15 protein-coding genes are annotated in these 18,073 nt (G+C 66.2%); 4 read left to right on the top strand and 11 right to left on the bottom strand.

The features are described from left to right. Positions 1-64: 64 nt before the first annotated feature. Together deoC and O1Y97_RS01690 are read left to right on the top strand one after the other, a co-directional pair. On the top strand, positions 65-1,111 hold the full coding sequence (gene deoC, locus O1Y97_RS01695) for a deoxyribose-phosphate aldolase (RefSeq protein WP_318762861.1): 1,047 nt from the start codon (positions 65-67) through the stop codon (positions 1,109-1,111). Positions 1,112-1,275: 164 nt separating this feature from the next. Then, entirely contained in the window at positions 1,276-3,645 is a 2,370-nt protein-coding gene (locus tag O1Y97_RS01690) for an aldehyde dehydrogenase family protein (protein ID WP_318762860.1), read from the top strand. Between the two features lie 79 nt (positions 3,646-3,724). Here O1Y97_RS01690 and O1Y97_RS01685 read toward each other — a convergent pair whose 3' ends face one another. The 6 genes from O1Y97_RS01685 to O1Y97_RS01660 are packed head-to-tail and all read right to left on the bottom strand — an operon-like array spanning position 3,725 to position 10,858. Further along, the gene (locus tag O1Y97_RS01685) at positions 3,725-4,153 is read right to left on the bottom strand and encodes a MarR family winged helix-turn-helix transcriptional regulator (RefSeq protein ID WP_318762859.1); all 429 of its coding nucleotides are present in this window, start codon (positions 4,151-4,153) and stop codon (positions 3,725-3,727) included. Continuing rightward, on the bottom strand, positions 4,150-4,734 hold the full coding sequence (locus O1Y97_RS01680; protein WP_318762858.1) for an amino acid synthesis family protein: 585 nt from the start codon (positions 4,732-4,734) through the stop codon (positions 4,150-4,152). Before O1Y97_RS01680 ends, O1Y97_RS01685 begins: the two co-directional genes overlap by 4 nt. After that, the gene (locus tag O1Y97_RS01675; protein WP_318762857.1) at positions 4,727-5,596 is read right to left on the bottom strand and encodes a UPF0280 family protein; all 870 of its coding nucleotides are present in this window, start codon (positions 5,594-5,596) and stop codon (positions 4,727-4,729) included. Before O1Y97_RS01675 ends, O1Y97_RS01680 begins: the two co-directional genes overlap by 8 nt. Continuing rightward, positions 5,593-7,128 (bottom strand): 6-hydroxynicotinate reductase, encoded by a 1,536-nt coding sequence (locus O1Y97_RS01670; protein ID WP_318762856.1) that lies wholly within the window; start codon positions 7,126-7,128, stop codon positions 5,593-5,595. Before O1Y97_RS01670 ends, O1Y97_RS01675 begins: the two co-directional genes overlap by 4 nt. Next, entirely contained in the window at positions 7,125-10,004 is a 2,880-nt protein-coding gene (locus O1Y97_RS01665; protein WP_318762855.1) for a molybdopterin-dependent oxidoreductase, read from the bottom strand. The genes O1Y97_RS01670 and O1Y97_RS01665 overlap by 4 nt, the downstream gene beginning before the upstream one ends. After that, positions 10,001-10,858, bottom strand: coding sequence for an FAD binding domain-containing protein (locus O1Y97_RS01660; RefSeq protein ID WP_318762854.1), 858 nt, complete (start codon positions 10,856-10,858; stop codon positions 10,001-10,003). The genes O1Y97_RS01665 and O1Y97_RS01660 overlap by 4 nt, the downstream gene beginning before the upstream one ends. 211 nt (positions 10,859-11,069) lie before the next feature. Here O1Y97_RS01660 and pncA point away from each other — a divergent pair, with 211 nt between their 5' ends. Both pncA and O1Y97_RS01650 read left to right on the top strand, forming a co-directional pair. Further along, positions 11,070-11,669, top strand: a complete 600-nt coding sequence (pncA, locus tag O1Y97_RS01655) for a bifunctional nicotinamidase/pyrazinamidase (protein WP_183263056.1) — start codon at positions 11,070-11,072, stop codon at positions 11,667-11,669. A 56-nt stretch (positions 11,670-11,725) separates the two neighbouring features. Then, positions 11,726-13,153, top strand: a complete 1,428-nt coding sequence (locus O1Y97_RS01650) for a sodium:proton antiporter (protein ID WP_318762853.1) — start codon at positions 11,726-11,728, stop codon at positions 13,151-13,153. A gap of 139 nt (positions 13,154-13,292) precedes the next feature. On the opposite strand, the gene O1Y97_RS01645 is transcribed toward O1Y97_RS01650, so the two are convergent. From O1Y97_RS01645 to O1Y97_RS01625, 5 genes are all read right to left on the bottom strand, one after another. Then, on the bottom strand, positions 13,293-14,000 hold the full coding sequence (locus O1Y97_RS01645) for an ABC transporter ATP-binding protein (RefSeq protein WP_108605763.1): 708 nt from the start codon (positions 13,998-14,000) through the stop codon (positions 13,293-13,295). Then, positions 13,997-14,734: an ABC transporter ATP-binding protein gene (locus O1Y97_RS01640; protein ID WP_318762852.1), complete on the bottom strand. Its 738-nt coding sequence runs from the start codon at positions 14,732-14,734 to the stop codon at positions 13,997-13,999. The genes O1Y97_RS01645 and O1Y97_RS01640 overlap by 4 nt, the downstream gene beginning before the upstream one ends. Next, entirely contained in the window at positions 14,731-15,696 is a 966-nt protein-coding gene (locus O1Y97_RS01635) for a branched-chain amino acid ABC transporter permease (RefSeq protein ID WP_318762851.1), read from the bottom strand. The genes O1Y97_RS01640 and O1Y97_RS01635 overlap by 4 nt, the downstream gene beginning before the upstream one ends. Then, a complete protein-coding gene (locus O1Y97_RS01630; RefSeq protein ID WP_318762850.1) occupies positions 15,693-16,574 on the bottom strand; it encodes a branched-chain amino acid ABC transporter permease in 882 nt (293 codons plus the stop codon). The genes O1Y97_RS01635 and O1Y97_RS01630 overlap by 4 nt, the downstream gene beginning before the upstream one ends. Positions 16,575-16,726: 152 nt before the next feature. Then, positions 16,727-18,031, bottom strand: coding sequence for an ABC transporter substrate-binding protein (locus O1Y97_RS01625; RefSeq protein ID WP_318762849.1), 1,305 nt, complete (start codon positions 18,029-18,031; stop codon positions 16,727-16,729). Positions 18,032-18,073 lie beyond the last annotated feature (42 nt).

Genomic DNA, 18,073 nt, shown 5'->3' with positions numbered 1-18,073 from the left:
CTGAGATGTTTCGCCCGCCGCAGTGACACGCTGAGTGCAGGGTATCAGGAGGAAAGGCAGTCAGATGAGCGGCAAGCCGCGTGAAGCCGAAATGCAGTCCTCAGCCACGGTCATGCCTTTGCCGTCGCGGCTGGCGGCGAATGCTGCGGAGGGCCATGGGATCGTGCGCAATCCGGGCATGGCGCTGGACCTGGGCTTTCTGGAATCGATGCGCAGCGTCAACCGCTCGGCGTTGGAACGCCGGGTAGGCACGCTGACCAAGCGGCGTTCGATCAAGGCCGACAACCAGGCCGCCTGGCTGTTGCGCTCGATCTCGCTGATGGACCTGACGACGCTCAACTCCAACGACACCGACGAGCGCGTCCGCCGGCTCTGCGCCAAGGCTGTCTATCCGCTGCGGCGTGATCTTGTCGAGGCGCTGGGCTTGGGCGACACCGTGATCCGGCCGGCCGCCGTTTGCGTCTACCATCCTTTTGTCGCCACCGCTGTCGACGCGGTGAAGGGCACCGGCATCCATGTCGCTGCGGTGTCGACGGCCTTCCCGCATGGTCTCGCGCCGCTTTCGACCCGTATCGCCGAGATCGAGGCGTCTGTTGCCGACGGTGCCGACGAGATCGACGTCGTCATTCCGCGCGGACTGGTGTTCGGGGCGAAGTGGCAGGAGCTCTACGACGAGATCAAGGCTTTTCGCGCCGCCTGCGGCGAGGCGCATCTCAAGGTCATCTTGGGCACCGGCGACCTGGCGACACTACGCAATGTCACGCTCGCCTCCATGGTGGCGATGATGGCGGGCGCTGACTTCATCAAGACCTCGACCGGCAAGGAGAGCGTCAACGCCACGCTGCCCGTTGGCCTCGCCATGGTCAGGGCGATCCGCGCCTATCACGAGCAGACCGGCTATCTCATTGGCTTCAAGCCCGCCGGCGGCATCTCGACGGCGAAGGTCTCGCTCGACTGGCTGGTGCTGATGAAGGAAGAACTCGGCCGGCCCTGGCTCGAGCCCGAACTGTTCCGCTTCGGCGCGTCGAGCTTGCTCACCGACATCGAGCGCCAGCTCGAGCACCATGTCAGCGGCCGTTACTCGGCCAACCACCGCCACGCCATGGCGTGAGGCTGCGCCCCTTACCCTCCCCCTTGTGGGGAGGGTCGCGCCGCAGGCGCGGGATGGGGTACAGCCCGACAGCAGACCAAGTAACTGATGCAACCGAACAACGACCCCCACCCGGCCCTTTGGGCCACCCTCCCCACCAGGGGGAGGGTAAGGGAGAGCCTCTCATGAACATCCTCGAACGATATCACGCCATGGATTATGCCCCAGCACCCGAGGCCCGCACGGAAGCCGATGCCTGGCTCTCTGCCCGCGACTTCTCGAAGGCGCTGTTCATCGCGGGCGACTGGCGCGCCGCTGTCGACGGCAAGAGCTTTGACACCGCAGATCCATCGACCGGCAAGCTTCTGGCCAAGGTCTCCGATGCCGGTGCTGCCGACATCGAGGCCGCGGTTGCTGCGGCGCGCAAGGCCCTGCCCAAGTGGAGTGCTGCCTCCGGCTACGAGCGCGCCAAGGTGCTCTACGCCATCGGCCGCGCCATGCAGCGCCACCAGCGCCTGTTTGCCGTGCTGGAAAGCCTCGACAACGGCAAGCCGATCCGCGAAAGCCGCGACATCGACGTGCCTTTGGCGATCCGCCACTTCATCCATCATGCCGGCTGGGCCCAGTCGCTGGACAATGAATTCCCTGGCCGCAAGGCCGCCGGCGTCGTCGGTCAGATCATCCCGTGGAACTTTCCGCTTTTGATGCTGGCCTGGAAGATCGCGCCCGCGCTCGCCACCGGCTGCACCGTGGTCTTGAAGCCGGCCGAGTTCACGCCGCTGACGGCGATCCTGTTTGCCGAGATCTGCGAGCGCGCCGGCGTGCCGAAGGGCGTGGTCAACATCGTCCAGGGTGGGCCCGAGGCAGGGGCTGCGATCGTCAACCATGCCGGCATCGACAAGATCGCCTTCACCGGCTCGTCCGAGGTCGGCAAGATCATCCGCAAGGCGACTGCCGGTTCCGGCAAGAAGCTGTCGCTGGAGCTCGGCGGCAAGTCGGCCTTCATCGTCTTCGAGGACGCCGATCTCGACAGCGCCGTCGAAGGGCTTGTCGACGGCATCTGGTTCAACCAGGGCCAGGTCTGCTGCGCCGGCTCGCGCCTCCTGGTGCAGGAAAGCGTCGCGGATGCCTTCATCGCCAAGGTCAAGACGCGCATGAGCCGGCTGCGCGTCGGCGCGCCCTTGGACAAGAACACCGACATCGGCCCGCTGGTCGACAAGACCCAGCTCGACCGCGTCAGGCGCCTGGTCGAGGAGGGCGCCAGGCAGGGTGCCGTCTGCTGGCAGCCGGACCAGGACGTGCCAACGACCGGCTACTACCACCTGCCGACGCTGGCGACCGGTGTTGCGCCTGCCAACATCCTCGCCCAGGAGGAGGTGTTCGGCCCGGTGCTCGCCACCATGAGCTTCCGCAACACCGAGGAGGCGGTCGAGCTCGCCAACAACACTCGCTACGGCCTCGCCGCCTCGGTGTGGAGCGAGAATGTCAATCTGGCGCTGCATGTCGCGCCGCAGCTCAAGGCCGGCGTGGTCTGGGTCAACGGCACCAACATGTTTGACGCCGCCTGCGGTTTCGGCGGCTATCGCGAGTCAGGCTTCGGCCGCGAGGGCGGGCGCGAGGGGCTGGAGGAATATCTGGCGCCAAGCGAGCCGCATGGCCCCGTCATCAAGCCTGCGGCGGCACCGAAGGCAACCGCGCGCGACAATGGCGAGAGCCACGGCATCGACCGCACCGCCAAGCTGTTCATCGGCGGCAAGCAGGTGCGCCCCGACGGCAACTATTCGTTGCCGGTGCTGACACCCAAGGGCAAGCTCGCGGGCGAGGTCGGCCTAGGTAGCCGCAAGGACATCCGCGACGCGGTCTCGGCGGCGCGCGGCTGCAAGGCCTGGCCGGAGGCGACAGCCTACAACCGTGCACAGGTGCTCTATTACCTCGCCGAGAACCTGTCGGGCCGCACGGAGGAGTTTGCCGCCCGCATCTCCGAGCTGACGGGCGCCAGCCACAAGGCTGCAAAAGCCGAGGTGGAAACCTCGATCGAGCGGCTGTTCTATTATGCCGGCATGGCCGACAAATTCGAGGGCCGGGTGCACCAGCCGCCGGCGCGCACGGTGACGCTGGCGCTGCACGAGCCTGTTGGCGTCATCGGCATCGTCGCCCCCGACGAGGCCCCGCTGCTCGGGTTGGTCTCGCTCGTCGCCCCGGCACTGGCCATGGGCAACACGGTGGTCGTGGTGCCCTCGACCGCGGCGGCGCTGGTCGCCACCGATCTCTATCAGGTGATCGAATATTCCGACCTGCCGGCGGGTGCGATCAATATCGTCACCGGCCACACGGCGGAACTCTCGGCCGTACTCGCCAAGCACGACGACGTCGACGGCCTCTGGGTCGTCGCCGAGGCTGACATCTGCGCCAAGGCTGAAGCGGAATCGACAGGCAACCTCAAGCGCGTCTGGACCGGCCACGGCCGCAGCCTCGACTGGCCAACCGCCCAGGGCGAGGCCTTCCTGCGCCGCGCCGTCGAGGTCAAGAACGTCTGGGTGCCGTATGGGGATTAAGGGAATAAGGGAATAAGGGAATAAGGGAGTAAGGGAGTAAGGGAGTAAGGGTAGCTTACTCCCTTATTCCCTTACTCCCTCAGCTGATCTTCGAAAGCAGCGTCACCAGCGTCGCCGCATCCTTGGCGGACAGCGGCGACAGCGTCTCGGTGGTAATCGTGCGCGCCAGCGGCACAAGCTGGTCGATCATCTGCCGCCCTTCGCTGGTCAGGCGCACCATCAGCCGACGCTTGTCGACCTCGTGCTTGGCCAGTTGCACTAGGCCGCGCGCGGCGAGCCGGTCGATCACGCCCTTGACCGTCGCCGCATCCATGGCGATCAGCCCGCCGAGCTGGTTTTGCGAGGTTTCGCCGACATCGCGCAACTTGGCCAGTGCCGCGAATTGCGGCGGCGTCAGGTCGCCGATATGCGAGGCGAAGATCGCCAGGTGGCGCTGGTGCGCCTTGCGCAGGATGAAGCCGATCTGCCCCTGCAGATGATAGTCGGCCTCGGCCGGTTCCGGGCTCATCTCAACCCGTCCCAGGCCTTGATGTCGGAGGCCTTCAATCCGCCCATGCGGTCGTGGATGCGTGGACCGCAGGTCATGACCAGCGCGAAGACGATCTCGTCGGGACGCGGGCCGTCTGGCATGCCGACTTCCATGGCGTCGAAATGGCTGCGCACATAGGCGGCGTTGATGTGACCGATCGGCACGTCCATGCGCGCACCGAAGCCGCCGAGTTTTTTGGCCGAAGGCACGATCGCCTTGGCCTCGCCCAGCCGTTCGCGCATGGCGTAGCCGCCCGGCACATGCCATAGCGCCCCATGTTCGAGTTCGCCGGCGCTGCCAACGATGGCGCCCTTGCCATAGCCGTCGATGGCCTTTGCATCGCCGCCAAGCGCCGCGATCAGCCGGTCGGTCAGCATCAGCCCGAGCGGTTTCAGGTCGTCCATGGCGCTCTGCAGGTCCTCGACATAGCGCCCGGCGAACGGGTTCTTCACCACCGCAAGTGCGGCCGCACGTCGTCGCGGCTCGCGCGCAGGCGGCCCGCCATCGTGGAATATCTCTTCGACGGTCACCGCAATCTTGCGGATCGGAAACTCATGCATGGCTCAGTACCCCCCTCGTGAACCGCTCAGCCGGCATGCCGCTGACACGATGTTCGCCTGCAAGGAATAGCACGGCAGTCTGGATCGACCCTTGCCGCCGCATCTGGTCGGCGGCCGCAAGCCCCGCGTCGAGCGCCCGGTCGATCTCCGGCGGTGTCAGCAAGCCGACGCCGGTGGTCACCGGCCTGTCGCCGAGATCGCTGTCGGGTGCCAGGTCGCACGCAGGCCTGCGTGCGATTGCCGGGTGGCCCGGCAGGTCGACGGCATTGGCGATCAAAGTCGCCGCCGCGTCGGCTGCCGCCCCGTTCGCGGCAAGCACCGTCACCGCATCGGCGATGCCGAGCGAAAAGCTGCGCCCGCGCCAGCCGCTGGTGGCGATGCCGCGCACCGGGTCTTGCCAGCGGATCGTCATCCGGTCGGCGAGACCATGGCCGGTGCCGGCGATGGCCGCCGACATCGGTTGGCCAGGGGCGAGGTACAGCGCGATGTCGCCGCCATTGTTGACATAGGCCCGGTCGAGCCGTCGTCCGGCAACCATCGCCGCCAGCATCTCGTCGGCCACCGAGCCGGCGACGGCGGCCATCGGCGTGATGAACTGTTCAGCCAGTGGTGCGACCACCGCCTCCATGCGTCGTGCCGTCGGGCCCGCGAAGCGTCGGGGACTGGTCGACGCCGGCCGGCGCAGCTCGGCCAGTTCCTCGACCAGTTCGGGCAAGATGGTCTGGAAGCGTTCGACCGCCTGGCCGTAGGCGGCACGCAAGTCATCCTTGGCGCCGAACCCCTCGACGATCAGATCGATCGGGCCGTGGTTGAGATGCAGCCGGCGCCCGTCCGGCAGCCAGCTTGCCTGGGGTCTGTTCATGGCGATCCGTCCGGCACCGCCCGGCGCAGTTGCGCCAGTGGCGGCCACGGATTGTCGGCACCGGCCCGGGCCTCCGCCCGCTCGTTGAAATATTCGCCGCCGCGCGCGAGCACGTCGCCGATGCTCCTGATCTCGGCCGCATGTCCGCCGAGCAACAGGTAGTCGTCCTTGCGCAGCGTGAACTCGATCGGCGCCACCAGCGCCGGGGTCGGCACATAGCCGAAGGCGCCATCGGGCACGCGTGTGACGTCGACCATCAGCGTGATGCCGCCCCCAGGCCAGACATAGACCGGCGCGCCGCCGACCGTCACATAGGTCTTCAGGCCATGGACAGAGCGGGTCAGGTTGACGGGATTTTCGGTGACCCCGGCGCGCAGCGAGCCGCCTGCGCCGCCGACGAATAGAACGGTGCACAAAGCCGGCTCACAATTGTCCTCGATCAGCCCAACGGATTTGCGCAGCCGTTCGGGAAACGGCTTTTCGACCGGCTTCAGCTCGGTATCGAGCTCGTAATAGGCGAACTGTTCGCCTGTCGTCGATACCATCAGCAGCGTAAGCCCGGGGCGGGCGCCCTTCTTGGCGTTCCAGTCGCCGAGGATGGAGAGCGGGTCGGAGATACTGGTGCCTCCCCAGCCGAGACCTGGCTCCGAGACCTTGAAATAGCGCCCCGGCGTGGATTTCCGCCCGAGGATTTTGATCCCCGTGTCTTCCCAGCCCAGCACCTTGCCGGCCTGGTGTTCGGAAACGACACCGGTGATGTGGTCGTCGACCACCACCACCTCGTCGACCAGCCCGCGCCATTGCGTGGCGAACATGCCGATGGCCGCCGAGCCGCAGCCGACGCGCATGCGGTGTTCGGTCTGACCGTCGATGACCGGCGCCTTGCCGGCCTCGACGACAATGGTCGCGCCGCCGTCGATGGTCAGTTCCACCGGCTTCCTGTTGCAGAGGTCGAGCAGGGTCTCGCAGGTCACGCGTCCCTCGGATTTCGAACCGCCGGTGAGGTGGTGCACGCCGCCGAGCGACAGCATCTGCGAGCCGTATTCACCAGTCGTCACATGGCCGACCGCCTCGCCCTGCGCGTGCACGCTCGCCGTTTCCGGCCCGAGGTGTCGGTCCGTGTCGATCTTCACCTTGACGCCGCAATAGGAGAAGATGCCCTCGGTGACGACGGTCACCAGGTCGACGCCCTCGACCTCCTGGCTGACGATGAAGGGAGCCGGCTTGTAGTCGGGGTAGGTCGTGCCGGAACCGATGGCGGTGACGAAACGCCGGCCGGTGTTGACAAGCTCGCCGTCCCAGGCCTCGCCGCCGAACGGCACCAGCGGGGCGCCGCTTTCGACCGCAAAGTCGAGCACGCGCACGGGGTCGCAGCGCACGATGCGGCCGCCGAAATTGCCGTAACGGTCGCAGGCGCCGGTGCGGCCCTCGGCGATGTAGCACATGACAGGGCAGGCATCGCAGCGCAGCTTTTCGCCCGCCTGCCTGTCGCCGGGCTCATGCGTCTCGAAGCGTTCGGAGAGCTCGTTCATCGGCGCGCCTCCTGGATTGCCGCCAGGATGCGCGACGGCGTTGCCGGCACCTTGGTCACCAGAACGCCGGTGGCGTGGCGGATGGCGTTGAGGATCGCCGGTGCTGTCGGGATCAGAACGTGTTCACCCAAGCCCTTGGCGCCGAAGGGTCCTTCCGGGTCCGGAACTTCCACCAGGATGGTCTCGATCGGCGGAACGTCGCCGATGGTCGGGATCAGGTAGTCGTGCAGGTTTTCTGTCCGGCCGGGGATGTATTCTTCCATCAGCGCCATGCCGATGCCCTGGGCGATACCGCCCTCGATCTGCCCTTCGGCGAGCAGCGGATTGATCGCGCGGCCGACATCGTGGGCGGCGGTGATCTTGACCAGCCTGACTGTGCCCAATGCCATGTCGATCTCGAGCTCGGCGATCTGCGCGCCATAGCCGTAGACGGCATAGGGCTTGCCCTGGCCCCTGGCGTCGAGCGGCGTGGTGGGCGGGTCGTAGCTCTCTTCTGCGGCAAAGACCAAGCCGTCGTCGTCGGGCTTCAGCAGTACAAGATCGATGCGCCGTCGTTCGCCGCCTTCATGCACCAGCAGCAGCCCGCCGGGCAGCAATTGCAGCGACGCGTCTGCCGAGACATTTGCGTAGCGCAGGATCTTTTCGCGCAGCGTCCGCGCCGCCTTCTCCGCCGCCTTGCCCGAGACATAGGTCTGGCGTGACGCCGAGGTCTTGCCGGCGTCGGGCGTGATCGCGGTATCGACGCTTCGCAGGGTGAAATCGCCGAGCGGCAGGCCGAGCGCGTCGGCTGCGATCTGGGCGATCACCGTGTTCGAGCCCTGGCCGATGTCGACCGCGCCCTGGTGCAGCGCCACCTTGCCGTCTGGCGTGATGCCGAGCTTGATTGTCGAGGGGTTGGGCAGCGAGGTGTTGCCGCAGCCATACCAGCACGAGGCGATGCCGACGCCGCGCCTGACGGCATTCTGCGACGCATTGAAGGCTTCGGCGTCTGTCAGCGCGCGTGTCCAGTGGGGCTCCAGTGCGGCGAGGCAGTCGATGATGCCGACGCCGGTTTCGAGACGCTGGCCGGTCACTGTTTCGGAGCCGTTTCGAAGCGCATTCTGCAAGCGAAACTGCAACCGATCGATGTCGAGCCTGTCGGCCAGCTCGTCATAAAGGGTTTCCTGCATCAGCGTTGCCTGCGGCACGCCGAAACCGCGGAAGGCGCCCGACACCGGGCCGTTGGTGTGGATGGCGCGGGCATTGGCGCGATAGTTCGGCGTGGCATAGGGCCCCGATGCATGAACCGGCACGCGATTGGCGACGGTGGGTCCGAAGCTGGCATAGGCGCCGGTGTTGAAATCGCCGGAAAAGACCATGCCGCGGATCGTGCCGTCGGCATCGGCGCCGATCGTCGCCTGCATGGCGGCGGGATGGCGCTTGGTGGTCGAGGCCATCGAGTCCGTGCGCGTGTAGGCAAGGGCTGCAGGCCGGCCGGTTTTCAGCGCGACGAGGCCGATCAGCGGCTGTAGCGAGACATCGATCTTCGAGCCGAAGCCGCCGCCGGTCGCCGTCGGCACGATACGGACCTTGTCCGGCGCAAGGCCGAGGATGCGCGCCGTGTCGTCCCGGTCCATGTGCGGCGCCTGGGTGCAGGCGACGATGGTGAGCGTGCTGCCATCGACAAATGCATAGCCGGCTTCCGGCTCGATATAAGCATGCTCGACATAGGAGGTTTCAAAGCTGCCAGACACGACGACAGCGGCATTGGCGAGGGCCGTTTCGGTATCGCCGCGCTCGACAACGCCTTGCACGAGGAGATTGTCCGGCCGGTTGGCATGGATCAACGTGGCACCTACAGCCTGTGCCGCGGCAGGCTCCATCGCTGCCGGCAGTTCGCGCCATTGCACCGGGAACCTGGCGAGGTCCAGCTCGCGAGCCGCCCAGCTTTCGCAGGCGACGAGCGCGATGGCCTCGCCGCGAAACCGGGTTTCGCCTTCGGCCAAAGCCGGCTGGTCGGCGAAGGGCGGGATGACGCCGAAGCAGTTGATCCCGGGAATGTCGGCGGCAGTGAAAACGGCTGTGACACCGGCATTGTCGGCGACATAGGTGTCGAGGTCGCCGAAGCTGAACGCTGCGCGGTGATGTGGCGAACGGACGACCAGCACGGACAGCGCATCCGGTGGGAACGAGTCGGCACCGAATTTTTCGGCGCCCGTCACCTTTGCCAAGCCGTCGAGCCTGACCGGCGAGGCGCCGACCGCATGGCCTGCTGGCGGGAGGCGCAAGTTGAAATGCTTGGATGACATACCCCCCTCTGGCCTGCCGGCCATCTCCCCCTCAAGGGGGGAGATTAGCCAATCGCTGCCGTCGGAGCTGCCGATCTCCCCCCTTGAGGGGGAGATGGCCGGCAGGCCAGAGGGGGGTGCCACAAAGCAATGAGCCTCCATCACCGCTGCCACGATCTTGCGGTAGCCGGTGCAGCGGCACAGAACGCCGCCGAGCGCCTCCTGCACTGCGGCTTCGCCAGGAGACGCATTGCGTTCGAGCAGTGCGGTGGCAGCCACCAGGATTCCTGGCGTACAGATGCCGCATTGTGCCGCGCCATGCGCCAGCAACGAAGCCTGGAGCGCGGACAGGCCGTCGCCGCCCAGACCCTCGACCGTGCGCACGGCAGCGCCTTCCACCGAAACCATCGGCAACAGGCAGGCGCAGACCGGCTCGCCGTCGAGCATCACGGTGCAGGCGCCGCAGTCGCCGGCATCGCAGCCGACCTTGGTGCCGGTGAGCCCGAGTTCGTCGCGCAGGACCGATGACAGCCGCCGCATCGGCGCCGCCGATACGGACACCGGCGCGCCGTTGACGGTGAAGCTGATCGGCGCGCGGTCGTTTTTCATGCCGCCGCCCGTCTGTCGCTTGCGCCGGCAGCCTGCAGAAGCGCGCGCGCCACGATTTCCCGCGCCGCGGCTCGCCGATAGGCCGCGCTGCCGCGCACGTCGTCGATCGGCGTCAACTCGTCGAAGGCGGCGCTGCCGACGATCCTTTCGATGAACTCCGGTGGCTGGCCGGCCAAATCGCGCTCGAGCCGATGCAGCCGCTGCGCTACCGCCGAGCACGAACCCACCGCGACCGCCGCCGTGGTCACGCGTCCTTCGCCGTCGAGGGCGACCCGCGCCGCCGCCATGGCGATCGAGATCACCAGATAGCGCCGCGCGCCGAGCTTGTAGAAGGCCGAGTTGCCGGCGGTTGCCGCCTTGGGGATTCGCACGGCAGTCACCAGTTCGTCGTCCCGCAGGATGGTCTTGCGGTTGCCGAGGATGAACTGATCCAGCGGAAGGTTCCGCGTTGCGTGCCGCGATTGCAGCTCGATCTCGGCGTCGAGCACCAGCAACGCCGGAACGCCGTCCGCTGCCGGCGAGGCGTTGCAGATATTGCCGCCGACCGACGCCACGTTCTGGATCTGGATCGAGCCGATTTCGCGCGCCGCCTGCTTCAGCGCATCGAAGGCGGGAGGCAGCGGGGTGCGCAGCAGCTCCGTCCAGCTTGTCCGGGCTGCGATGACGAAATGGCTGCCGGTCTCGGCGACGCCGCGCAGCGCGGCGATGCCGTTGATATCGATGACGTCCTGCTGCAGGGGGCGACTGCCGAGGGCGGGGTAGAAGTCGGTCGCTCCCGCCACAATGCGCCACGACCCTTCGCTGAGCAGCGCGAGCGCTTCTTCGAGCGTCTTGGGTTTCGCGTAACGGGTCACGCAATGCCTCCCGGCATGTCGCCGGACAAAACTCATTCGCATGCAAATGATAACTCGCTGCGACCTTTTGTCAAAGCCCGTAACGTTGGGTGAGGGTGGTCCTCATGAACTGCAACGGCCAGTTTGGCGGTTGACGCGGGCGGCCATCTGGCCGAGTTTCGGCGCTCGCCAAGACGGCGGTCCCACTCGACGCAGGTTTGATGGAGGCTCCATGGCTGGTGATGCGCTCATCGTCATCGACATACAGAACGATTTTTGCCCCGGCGGCGCGCTTGCCGTGTCAGGCGGCGACGAGATCATGCCACTGGTCAACGATCTCATCCGCAACACCGAGCATGTGCTTTTGACGCAGGACTGGCACCCGGCAGGCCATTCCAGCTTTGCCTCCAGCCACCAGGGCAGGCAGCCGTTCGAGTCCATCGACATGCCCTACGGCGCCCAGACGCTTTGGCCCGACCATTGCATCCAGGGCAGCAAGGGTGCCGATTTCCATTCCGGCCTCGCCTGGGCAAAGTCCGAGCTGGTCATCCGCAAGGGCTTCCGCGCCGGCATCGACAGCTATTCGGCCTTCTTCGAGAACGACCATCTCACGCCGACCGGCCTTGCCGGCTATCTCAACGAGCGCGGCATCGACTCGATCACGCTGGTAGGTCTTGCGACCGATTTCTGCGTGGCCTATTCGGCGCTCGATGCGGTCAGGCAGGGGTTTGCGACGACGGTGCGGCTCGATGCCTGCCGCGCGATCGATCTCGGCGGCTCGCTCGACATCATGATCGGAAAGATGCGCGACGCCGGCGTCAAGCTCGTCTGAACATTGACGATCGCGTACTGGATAAACCGGCGTTTGCGTCGGCTTGAGGGGACGAAATGAAACTCTTGCATATTGCTCCAGCTCCCTTGGCGCTGTTCGGGCTGCTGCTGACCGCCGGTTCGGCCTTTGCAGCGGAAGCTGGATTGCCCGGTGCCGCGATGTCGTTGTGGTGGGCGCTGCCTTTTGCCGGCTTGCTGCTTTGCATTGCCACTGGGCCGCTGCTCTATCCCCACGCCTGGGAGCACCACTACGGCAAGATCACAGCGGGCTGGGCGGCCCTCGTCGTCGTGCCGATGGCGATTGCGTTCGGCACGGCTGTCTCCGCCGAGGCGGTGCTGCATGCCTTGCTGCTCGAATACATGTCCTTCATCATCCTGCTGTTCGGGCTGTTCACCATCGCCGGCGGCATCCTGGTCGCCGGCAACATCCACGGCACGCCGATGGTCAACGGCGCGCTGCTGCTGATAGGTGCTGCACTTGCCTCCGTGGTCGGCACGACAGGCGCGTCGATGATCCTGATCCGCCCGATCATCCGTGCCAACGACAACCGGCCGTTCAACGCCCATGTCGTCGTCTTCTTCATTTTCCTGGTGTCCAATATCGGCGGCTCGCTGACCCCGCTCGGCGACCCGCCGCTGTTCGTCGGCTTCCTCCGTGGCGTCGACTTCTTCTGGACGACAGCCAATCTGTGGCGCGAGACGCTGTTCGTCGGCGGCATCGTGCTCGCTACCTTCCTCGCACTCGACTGGTTCCTGCACAGCCGCGAGCAGGGCCAGCCCAAGATCAAGGACCCGACGCCGGACTCCAAGGTCCGCATCCGCGGCGTCGCCAACATCGTCCTGCTGGGCGGTGTCATCGGCGCCATCCTGCTGTCGGCTTCGTGGAAGCCCGGCATCGCCTTCACCATCCAGGGTGTGCATGTCGAACTGCAGAATCTCGTCCGCGACGCCATCATCGTGGTGCTTGCGCTCGTCTCGCTGCGCATCACCCGCAAGGAGTACCGTGCCGCCAACGGCTTCAACTGGGGCCCGATCCTTGAAGTGGGCAAGTTGTTTGCCGGCATCTTCGTCTGTATCGTGCCGGTCATTGCCATTCTGCGGGCAGGGGTCGACGGTGCCTTTGCGCCATTGGTGTCGATGGTCACCGGGCCGACTGGCGCACCCAACGACCTCGCCTATTTCTGGCTCACCGGCATACTGTCGTCCTTCCTCGACAATGCGCCGACCTATCTCGTGTTCTTCGAGCTGGCCGGCGGCGATCCCAAGGAGCTGATGACCACGTTTGCCTCGACGCTGGCGGCGATCTCGGCGGGCGCGGTGTTCATGGGCGCCAACACCTATATCGGCAACGCGCCCAACTTCATGGTCTATGCCATTGCGCGCGAGAGCGGGGTCAGGATGCCCGGCTTCTTCGGCTACATGCTGTGGTCTGGCGCGGTGCTGATCCCGACCTTTCTGATCGCCGGCTTCGTGTTCTTCGGGTGAGGGGCAGCTCCCCCTCATCCGGCCGCTGCGCGGCCACCTTCTCCCCGTTGGGAGAAGAGGTTGGCGGTGACCTTTCAGAGCTCCTCTCCCCAGCGGGGAGAGGTCTGCCGAGCGAAGCGGAGGCAGGGCGAGGGGGGCTCTACCCCACGCCGACATAGCGCCTGACCAGCGCCGGATCGTCGCGCAGCCGTGCGACGTCCACCGTCTCGCGGTTGCGGCCGTTCTCGATGAAGGCGACACGGTCGGCTACGGACAAAACCGCATCCACCCGCTGTTCCACCAGGATGGTCGAAACCCCGCGCTCGCGTAAGCCGGCCACCGTCTCGCGGATCCTGGCGATCATCGACGGCATCAGCCCCTCGGTCGGTTCGTCGAGCAGCAGCACCTCGGGTTCGAGGCACAGCGCACGCGCCATCGCCAGCATCTGCTGTTCGCCGCCCGACAGTGTGCCGGAGCGCTGCTTCAGCCGGTCGCGCAACAGCGGAAACAGGTCGAGCACGCTTTCCCGCACCGCCTTGCCCTTTTTGCGCGTCATCAGGCCGATCTCGATGTTCTCGGCGACGGTCAGTTCGGCAAACAGGCGGCGGCCTTGCGGCACGTAGGCGACGCCCGCCTTCGGCACCTCATGCGCCGGCAGTTCCGTAAGTTCGCGCGCGCCCAGTTTGATGGAGCCGGCGCGGGCCGGCACCAGACCCATGATCGCCTTCAGCGTCGTCGTCTTGCCGGCACCGTTGCGACCGAGCAGGCACAGCACTTCGCCCTTGCGCAGTTCCAGGTCGAGCCCATGTAGCACCTGCACTTCGCCGTAGAAGCAATCGAGGCCGCCGATCGTCAGCGCCGCGCTCATGCGCTGGCCTCCTGCGCGGTGCCGAGATAGGCTTCCTGCACGGCCGTGTTGGCGCGGATTTCGGCCGGGCTGCCCTCGGCCAGTATCTTGCCGGCATTGAACACGGTGATGCGCCGGGCCAGCTCCATCACGACCTGCATGTTGTGCTCGATCAGCAGCACTGTGGCGTCCCTGGCGATCTCGCGCACCAGGGCGATGAAGCTATCGATCTCGCCGTCCGAAAGGCCCTGCGTCGGCTCGTCGAGGATGAGCAGGCGCGGCTTGAGCGCCAGTCCCATCGCAACTTCCAGCAAGCGCTGGTGGCCGTAGGCCAGCGCGCCGGCTTGCTCATGCGCCCGGCTGGTAAGCCCGACGCGTTCCAGCGCCTCCATCGCACCCTGTCGCACCGCGCCGCGCGATCTGCCGTCGGTCAATGTCCGCTGCACCGGCAGGGCCACGTTCTCGTAGGCGCTGAGATTGGCGAACACGCTGGTGATCTGGAACGTGTAGGCGATGCCGCGCCGCACCCTGAGATGCGCCGGCATGTCGGTGATGTCCTCGCCGTCGAACACGATGGTTCCCGCACTCGGCGCATAGCGCCCGCAGACGAGGTTGACAAAGGTCGTCTTGCCGGCGCCATTGGGACCGATCACCGCCCGGATCTCGCCTGGCTCGATCGAGAAATCGACATTGTCGACGGCGCGCAAGCCGCCGAAGTGACGCGACAGTCCTTTCGTCGTCAGAAGCGGCGTCATGGCAGCCACCTGAGCCAGCGTTCGCGGAGTGTGCCGAGCACGCCCTTGCGGAAATAGAGCACCAAAAGGATCAGCACCGCGCCGACCACCAGCATGTAGGCCGAGGTGTAGCCGCTGGTGATGTCGATGACGTAGTACATGAACAGCGTGCCGATCAGCGGCCCGAGCGTCGTTGCGGCACCGCCGAGCAGTGCCCAGAGCAGCGGCAGGATCGAATATTGCACCGAAGCGAAGGTCGAGCCGACATAGCCGAACAGCAGCGCGTAGGCGGCGCCCGCTGCCGCGCAGATAACGCCCGATATCACCACCGCCGTAAGCTTGTTGGCGAAGGTGTCGTAGCCGAGCATCCTGGTCCGCTCCTCGTTTTCGCGGATGGCGACCAGCACGCGGCCGTGGCGCGAGCGTACGATGGCGAGCGTGGCGAACAGGGCTGCAGCAAACAGCGCAACCGCCAGCAGGTAGCGCGTGGTTGGGTTGGTCAGGTCGAGCGTTGCGGTGCCGAGCGTGATCCGCCGCGCCTGCTGCTGCAGCACCAGCCCTTCGTCGCCGCGCGTCCATTCGCCGAAATAGAGCGTGGTGAGGTAAAACACCTGGGCGAACATCATCGTCACGATCATGAACGCGACGCCCGACGTCCGGAGCGCCAGCAGGCCGATGACCAGCGACACGACAAGGCCTGCACTGACCCCGCCGGCAAAGGCCGGCACGACGCCCCAGCCGAGATGGTAGAGTGGCAGGCCGGCGCCATAGAGCCCTGCGGCGAAGAACATGGCATGGCCGAGGCTGAGCAGCCCGACATAGCCGAACAGCAGGTTGTAGCCCATGGCGAAGACGGCGAGCACCAGCACCCGCGCCAGCACGCCATGATGATATTCGGGCAGTACGAAGTTCAGCGCGACGAGCAGGGCTATCACCGCCACATGCAACGCGTAGACCTTTGCCGTCGCTTCGCCTCCGATCATTTCGCTGCCGTTCCGAACAGGCCTTGCGGCCGGAACACCAGCACCATGGCGACGACGAGCGTGGCGATGATCTTGGCCAGCGTCGGCGAAAAGAACACCGAGATGATGCCGTCGGACACGCCGATGAGAAGGGCGGCAATGACCGTGCCGCGCAGCGAGCCGAGTCCGCCGATGATGACGACGATGAATGACAGCAGCAGAGGGTCGAGCCCCATCAGGTAATGTGCCTGCTGGATCGGCACGATCAGCACGGCGGCGATCGCGGCGAGCATGGCGCCGAGCGCGAACACCGCGCCATAGACGCGTCCGACTGGGATGCCGAAGGCCTGCGCCGTCTCGCGGTCATACTGCGTCGCCCGCATCACCAGCCCGATGCGCGTGCGGGTCAGCACGAACCAGGTAGCGAGCAGCAACAGCGCCGAGGCCGCGATGATCGAAAGCTTGTAGCCGGAATAGCCAAACCAGGGCAGCTGGATGCGGTAGTTGAACGGCGGCGCCACCGGCCGCGCCTCGGGACCGTAGAAGGTCAGCGCCAGCTGCTGGATGATGTAGAGTAGGCCGATGGTGGCGACGATGGTTGCTTCCGGGTTGTATTCGACGCGGCGCAGCACCAGCCGTTCCGACACCCACGCAATGACCCCGACGATCAGCGGCGACATCACCAGAGCGACCGCGAAGCCAAATGCGGGATGGCCGGTGAGCGTGGTGGTGATCGCCCAGGCCAGAACGGCGCCCAGCATGAAGAACTCGCCATGGGCGACGTTGACGATGCGCATCACCCCGAACACCAGCGACAGCCCGAGTGCCGTCAGCGCCAGCACCGCCGAGGTGACCAGCCCTTCAAGCGTGGCAAGCAGGAGATGGGGGAAGAAGGCCATTCAGGTGCGGCGTCCTTACCCTCCCCCTTGTGGGGAGGGTGACCGCGAAGCGGTCGGGTGGGGTACAAAGACTCAGTTAAGCGGTTGGCGACCCCCACCCCGGCGCTTCGCGCCGGCCCTCCCCACAAGGGGGAGGGTGGGGTGCCGCACCCTCACAGCGGCTGCGTCGTGTAATCACCTTCGGGCTCGTACATGCCGTCCTCGATCGACGTCCGGTGGACGACGTTGAGCTTGCCGCCCTCGACCTTGGAGATGTTCTGGTGGCCGAAGACCTGGTGGATCTTGCCGTTGAACTTCTTGTCGCCCTGGGGATGCTCGGGGCCTTCCTTGAATTCGGTCAGCGCCTCGGTCGCCTCGACCAGCTTGGCGCGGTCCTCCGGCCCCTTGTAGCCCGAATCCTCCATCGCCTTCTTGATGACGTAGAGCGTTTCCCAGCAGCCGAACATGTGGGCGGCGGTCGATACGTCCTTGGCGTCGCTGGTCGAAGCGCCGTTGTCGTCGATGCCGACGGCCGCGCGATAGGCCTTCTGCGCCTCGCTGTCATTGGCCTGGGCGTAGCGCGGCGAACCTTCCCAGAAATGGCTGCCGTCGAGGAACTCGAGGCCCGGGCTGTTGATGTCGACGGCTTCGAGCGAGTCGATGAAGCCGAACAGCTGCGGCTTGTTGGAGCCGTAGAACTCGCCGAGTTCCTTGACGAAGGTCAACACGCCCGGCCCGACCATGACGTGGTACAGCACCTCGGTGTCGGCGGGAATCTGCGGCAGGTATTTGGTGAACGAGCTTTCGGTCGGCGGGATCGGGATCTGCGCCACCACCTCGCCGCCCTGCGCCTTGATGGCGGGGGCGAAATAGTCGCGGTGATCGTAGCCGAAGGCATAGTCCGGATAGATCATCGTCACCTTCTTGCCGAGGTTGCCGGCAACCCAGGGCGCGACCGACGTGACCTGCGAGCGCACGTCGGTGATGCCGGGCTGGAAGACCCAACGGTTCAGCTTGCCCGAGGCGACATGGTAGCCTTCGCTGACCACGTAATAGGGGATCTTGAGCTCGCCGGCGGTCGGCGCCGAGCCGACGACGACATGGGAAAACAGCGTGCCGAAGACGATGTCGGTCTTGTGCTGGGAGGCGAACTTGCCGACCACTTCGGCGCCGCGCTTGGGATCGGTGCCGTCGTCCTCGACGATGATTTCGACCGGCCGGCCGTTGATGCCGCCGGCATCGTTGATCAGCTTGACCGCGGCGTTGGTGGTCTTTTCGTACCAGCGGCCGTAGGCGGCGCCGATGCCGGTGCGGTGGGCCTGGAAGCCGATCTTGATCGGCGCCGACGACTGCGCCTGCGAATAGCGCACGAAGCCCGGTGCGGCCATCAGGCCGGCGCCTGCGGCCAGACCCTTGAGTGCGGTGCGGCGCGTGACGCCACTCTTGCCGAGGTCGAAGAAGCGTTTGCTGTCAGTCATGCCCTATCCCCTTGCCGTGCGTTTTGACCAACGTTCGTGTGG

Origin of the sequence: Aminobacter niigataensis (genome assembly GCF_946995915.1) — a bacterium.
Classification (GTDB): domain Bacteria; phylum Pseudomonadota; class Alphaproteobacteria; order Rhizobiales; family Rhizobiaceae; genus Aminobacter; species Aminobacter niigataensis.
Note: the sequence above shows the minus strand (reverse complement) of the source record. Positions and strands in the feature narration are given on the sequence as shown.

Coding starts and splice junctions, on each gene's coding strand:
- pncA (WP_183263056.1), top strand. CDS start 11,070: ATGGCTGGTGATGCGCTCATCGTCATCGACATACAGAACGATTTTTGC.
- O1Y97_RS01685 (WP_318762859.1), bottom strand. CDS start 4,153: ATGAGCCCGGAACCGGCCGAGGCCGACTATCATCTGCAGGGGCAGATC.
- O1Y97_RS01675 (WP_318762857.1), bottom strand. CDS start 5,596: ATGAACAGACCCCAGGCAAGCTGGCTGCCGGACGGGCGCCGGCTGCAT.
- O1Y97_RS01635 (WP_318762851.1), bottom strand. CDS start 15,696: ATGATCGGAGGCGAAGCGACGGCAAAGGTCTACGCGTTGCATGTGGCG.
- O1Y97_RS01625 (WP_318762849.1), bottom strand. CDS start 18,031: ATGACTGACAGCAAACGCTTCTTCGACCTCGGCAAGAGTGGCGTCACG.
- O1Y97_RS01645 (WP_108605763.1), bottom strand. CDS start 14,000: ATGAGCGCGGCGCTGACGATCGGCGGCCTCGATTGCTTCTACGGCGAA.
- deoC (WP_318762861.1), top strand. CDS start 65: ATGAGCGGCAAGCCGCGTGAAGCCGAAATGCAGTCCTCAGCCACGGTC.
- O1Y97_RS01690 (WP_318762860.1), top strand. CDS start 1,276: ATGAACATCCTCGAACGATATCACGCCATGGATTATGCCCCAGCACCC.
- O1Y97_RS01640 (WP_318762852.1), bottom strand. CDS start 14,734: ATGACGCCGCTTCTGACGACGAAAGGACTGTCGCGTCACTTCGGCGGC.
- O1Y97_RS01630 (WP_318762850.1), bottom strand. CDS start 16,574: ATGGCCTTCTTCCCCCATCTCCTGCTTGCCACGCTTGAAGGGCTGGTC.
- O1Y97_RS01665 (WP_318762855.1), bottom strand. CDS start 10,004: ATGAAAAACGACCGCGCGCCGATCAGCTTCACCGTCAACGGCGCGCCG.
- O1Y97_RS01680 (WP_318762858.1), bottom strand. CDS start 4,734: ATGCATGAGTTTCCGATCCGCAAGATTGCGGTGACCGTCGAAGAGATA.
- O1Y97_RS01670 (WP_318762856.1), bottom strand. CDS start 7,128: ATGAACGAGCTCTCCGAACGCTTCGAGACGCATGAGCCCGGCGACAGG.
- O1Y97_RS01650 (WP_318762853.1), top strand. CDS start 11,726: ATGAAACTCTTGCATATTGCTCCAGCTCCCTTGGCGCTGTTCGGGCTG.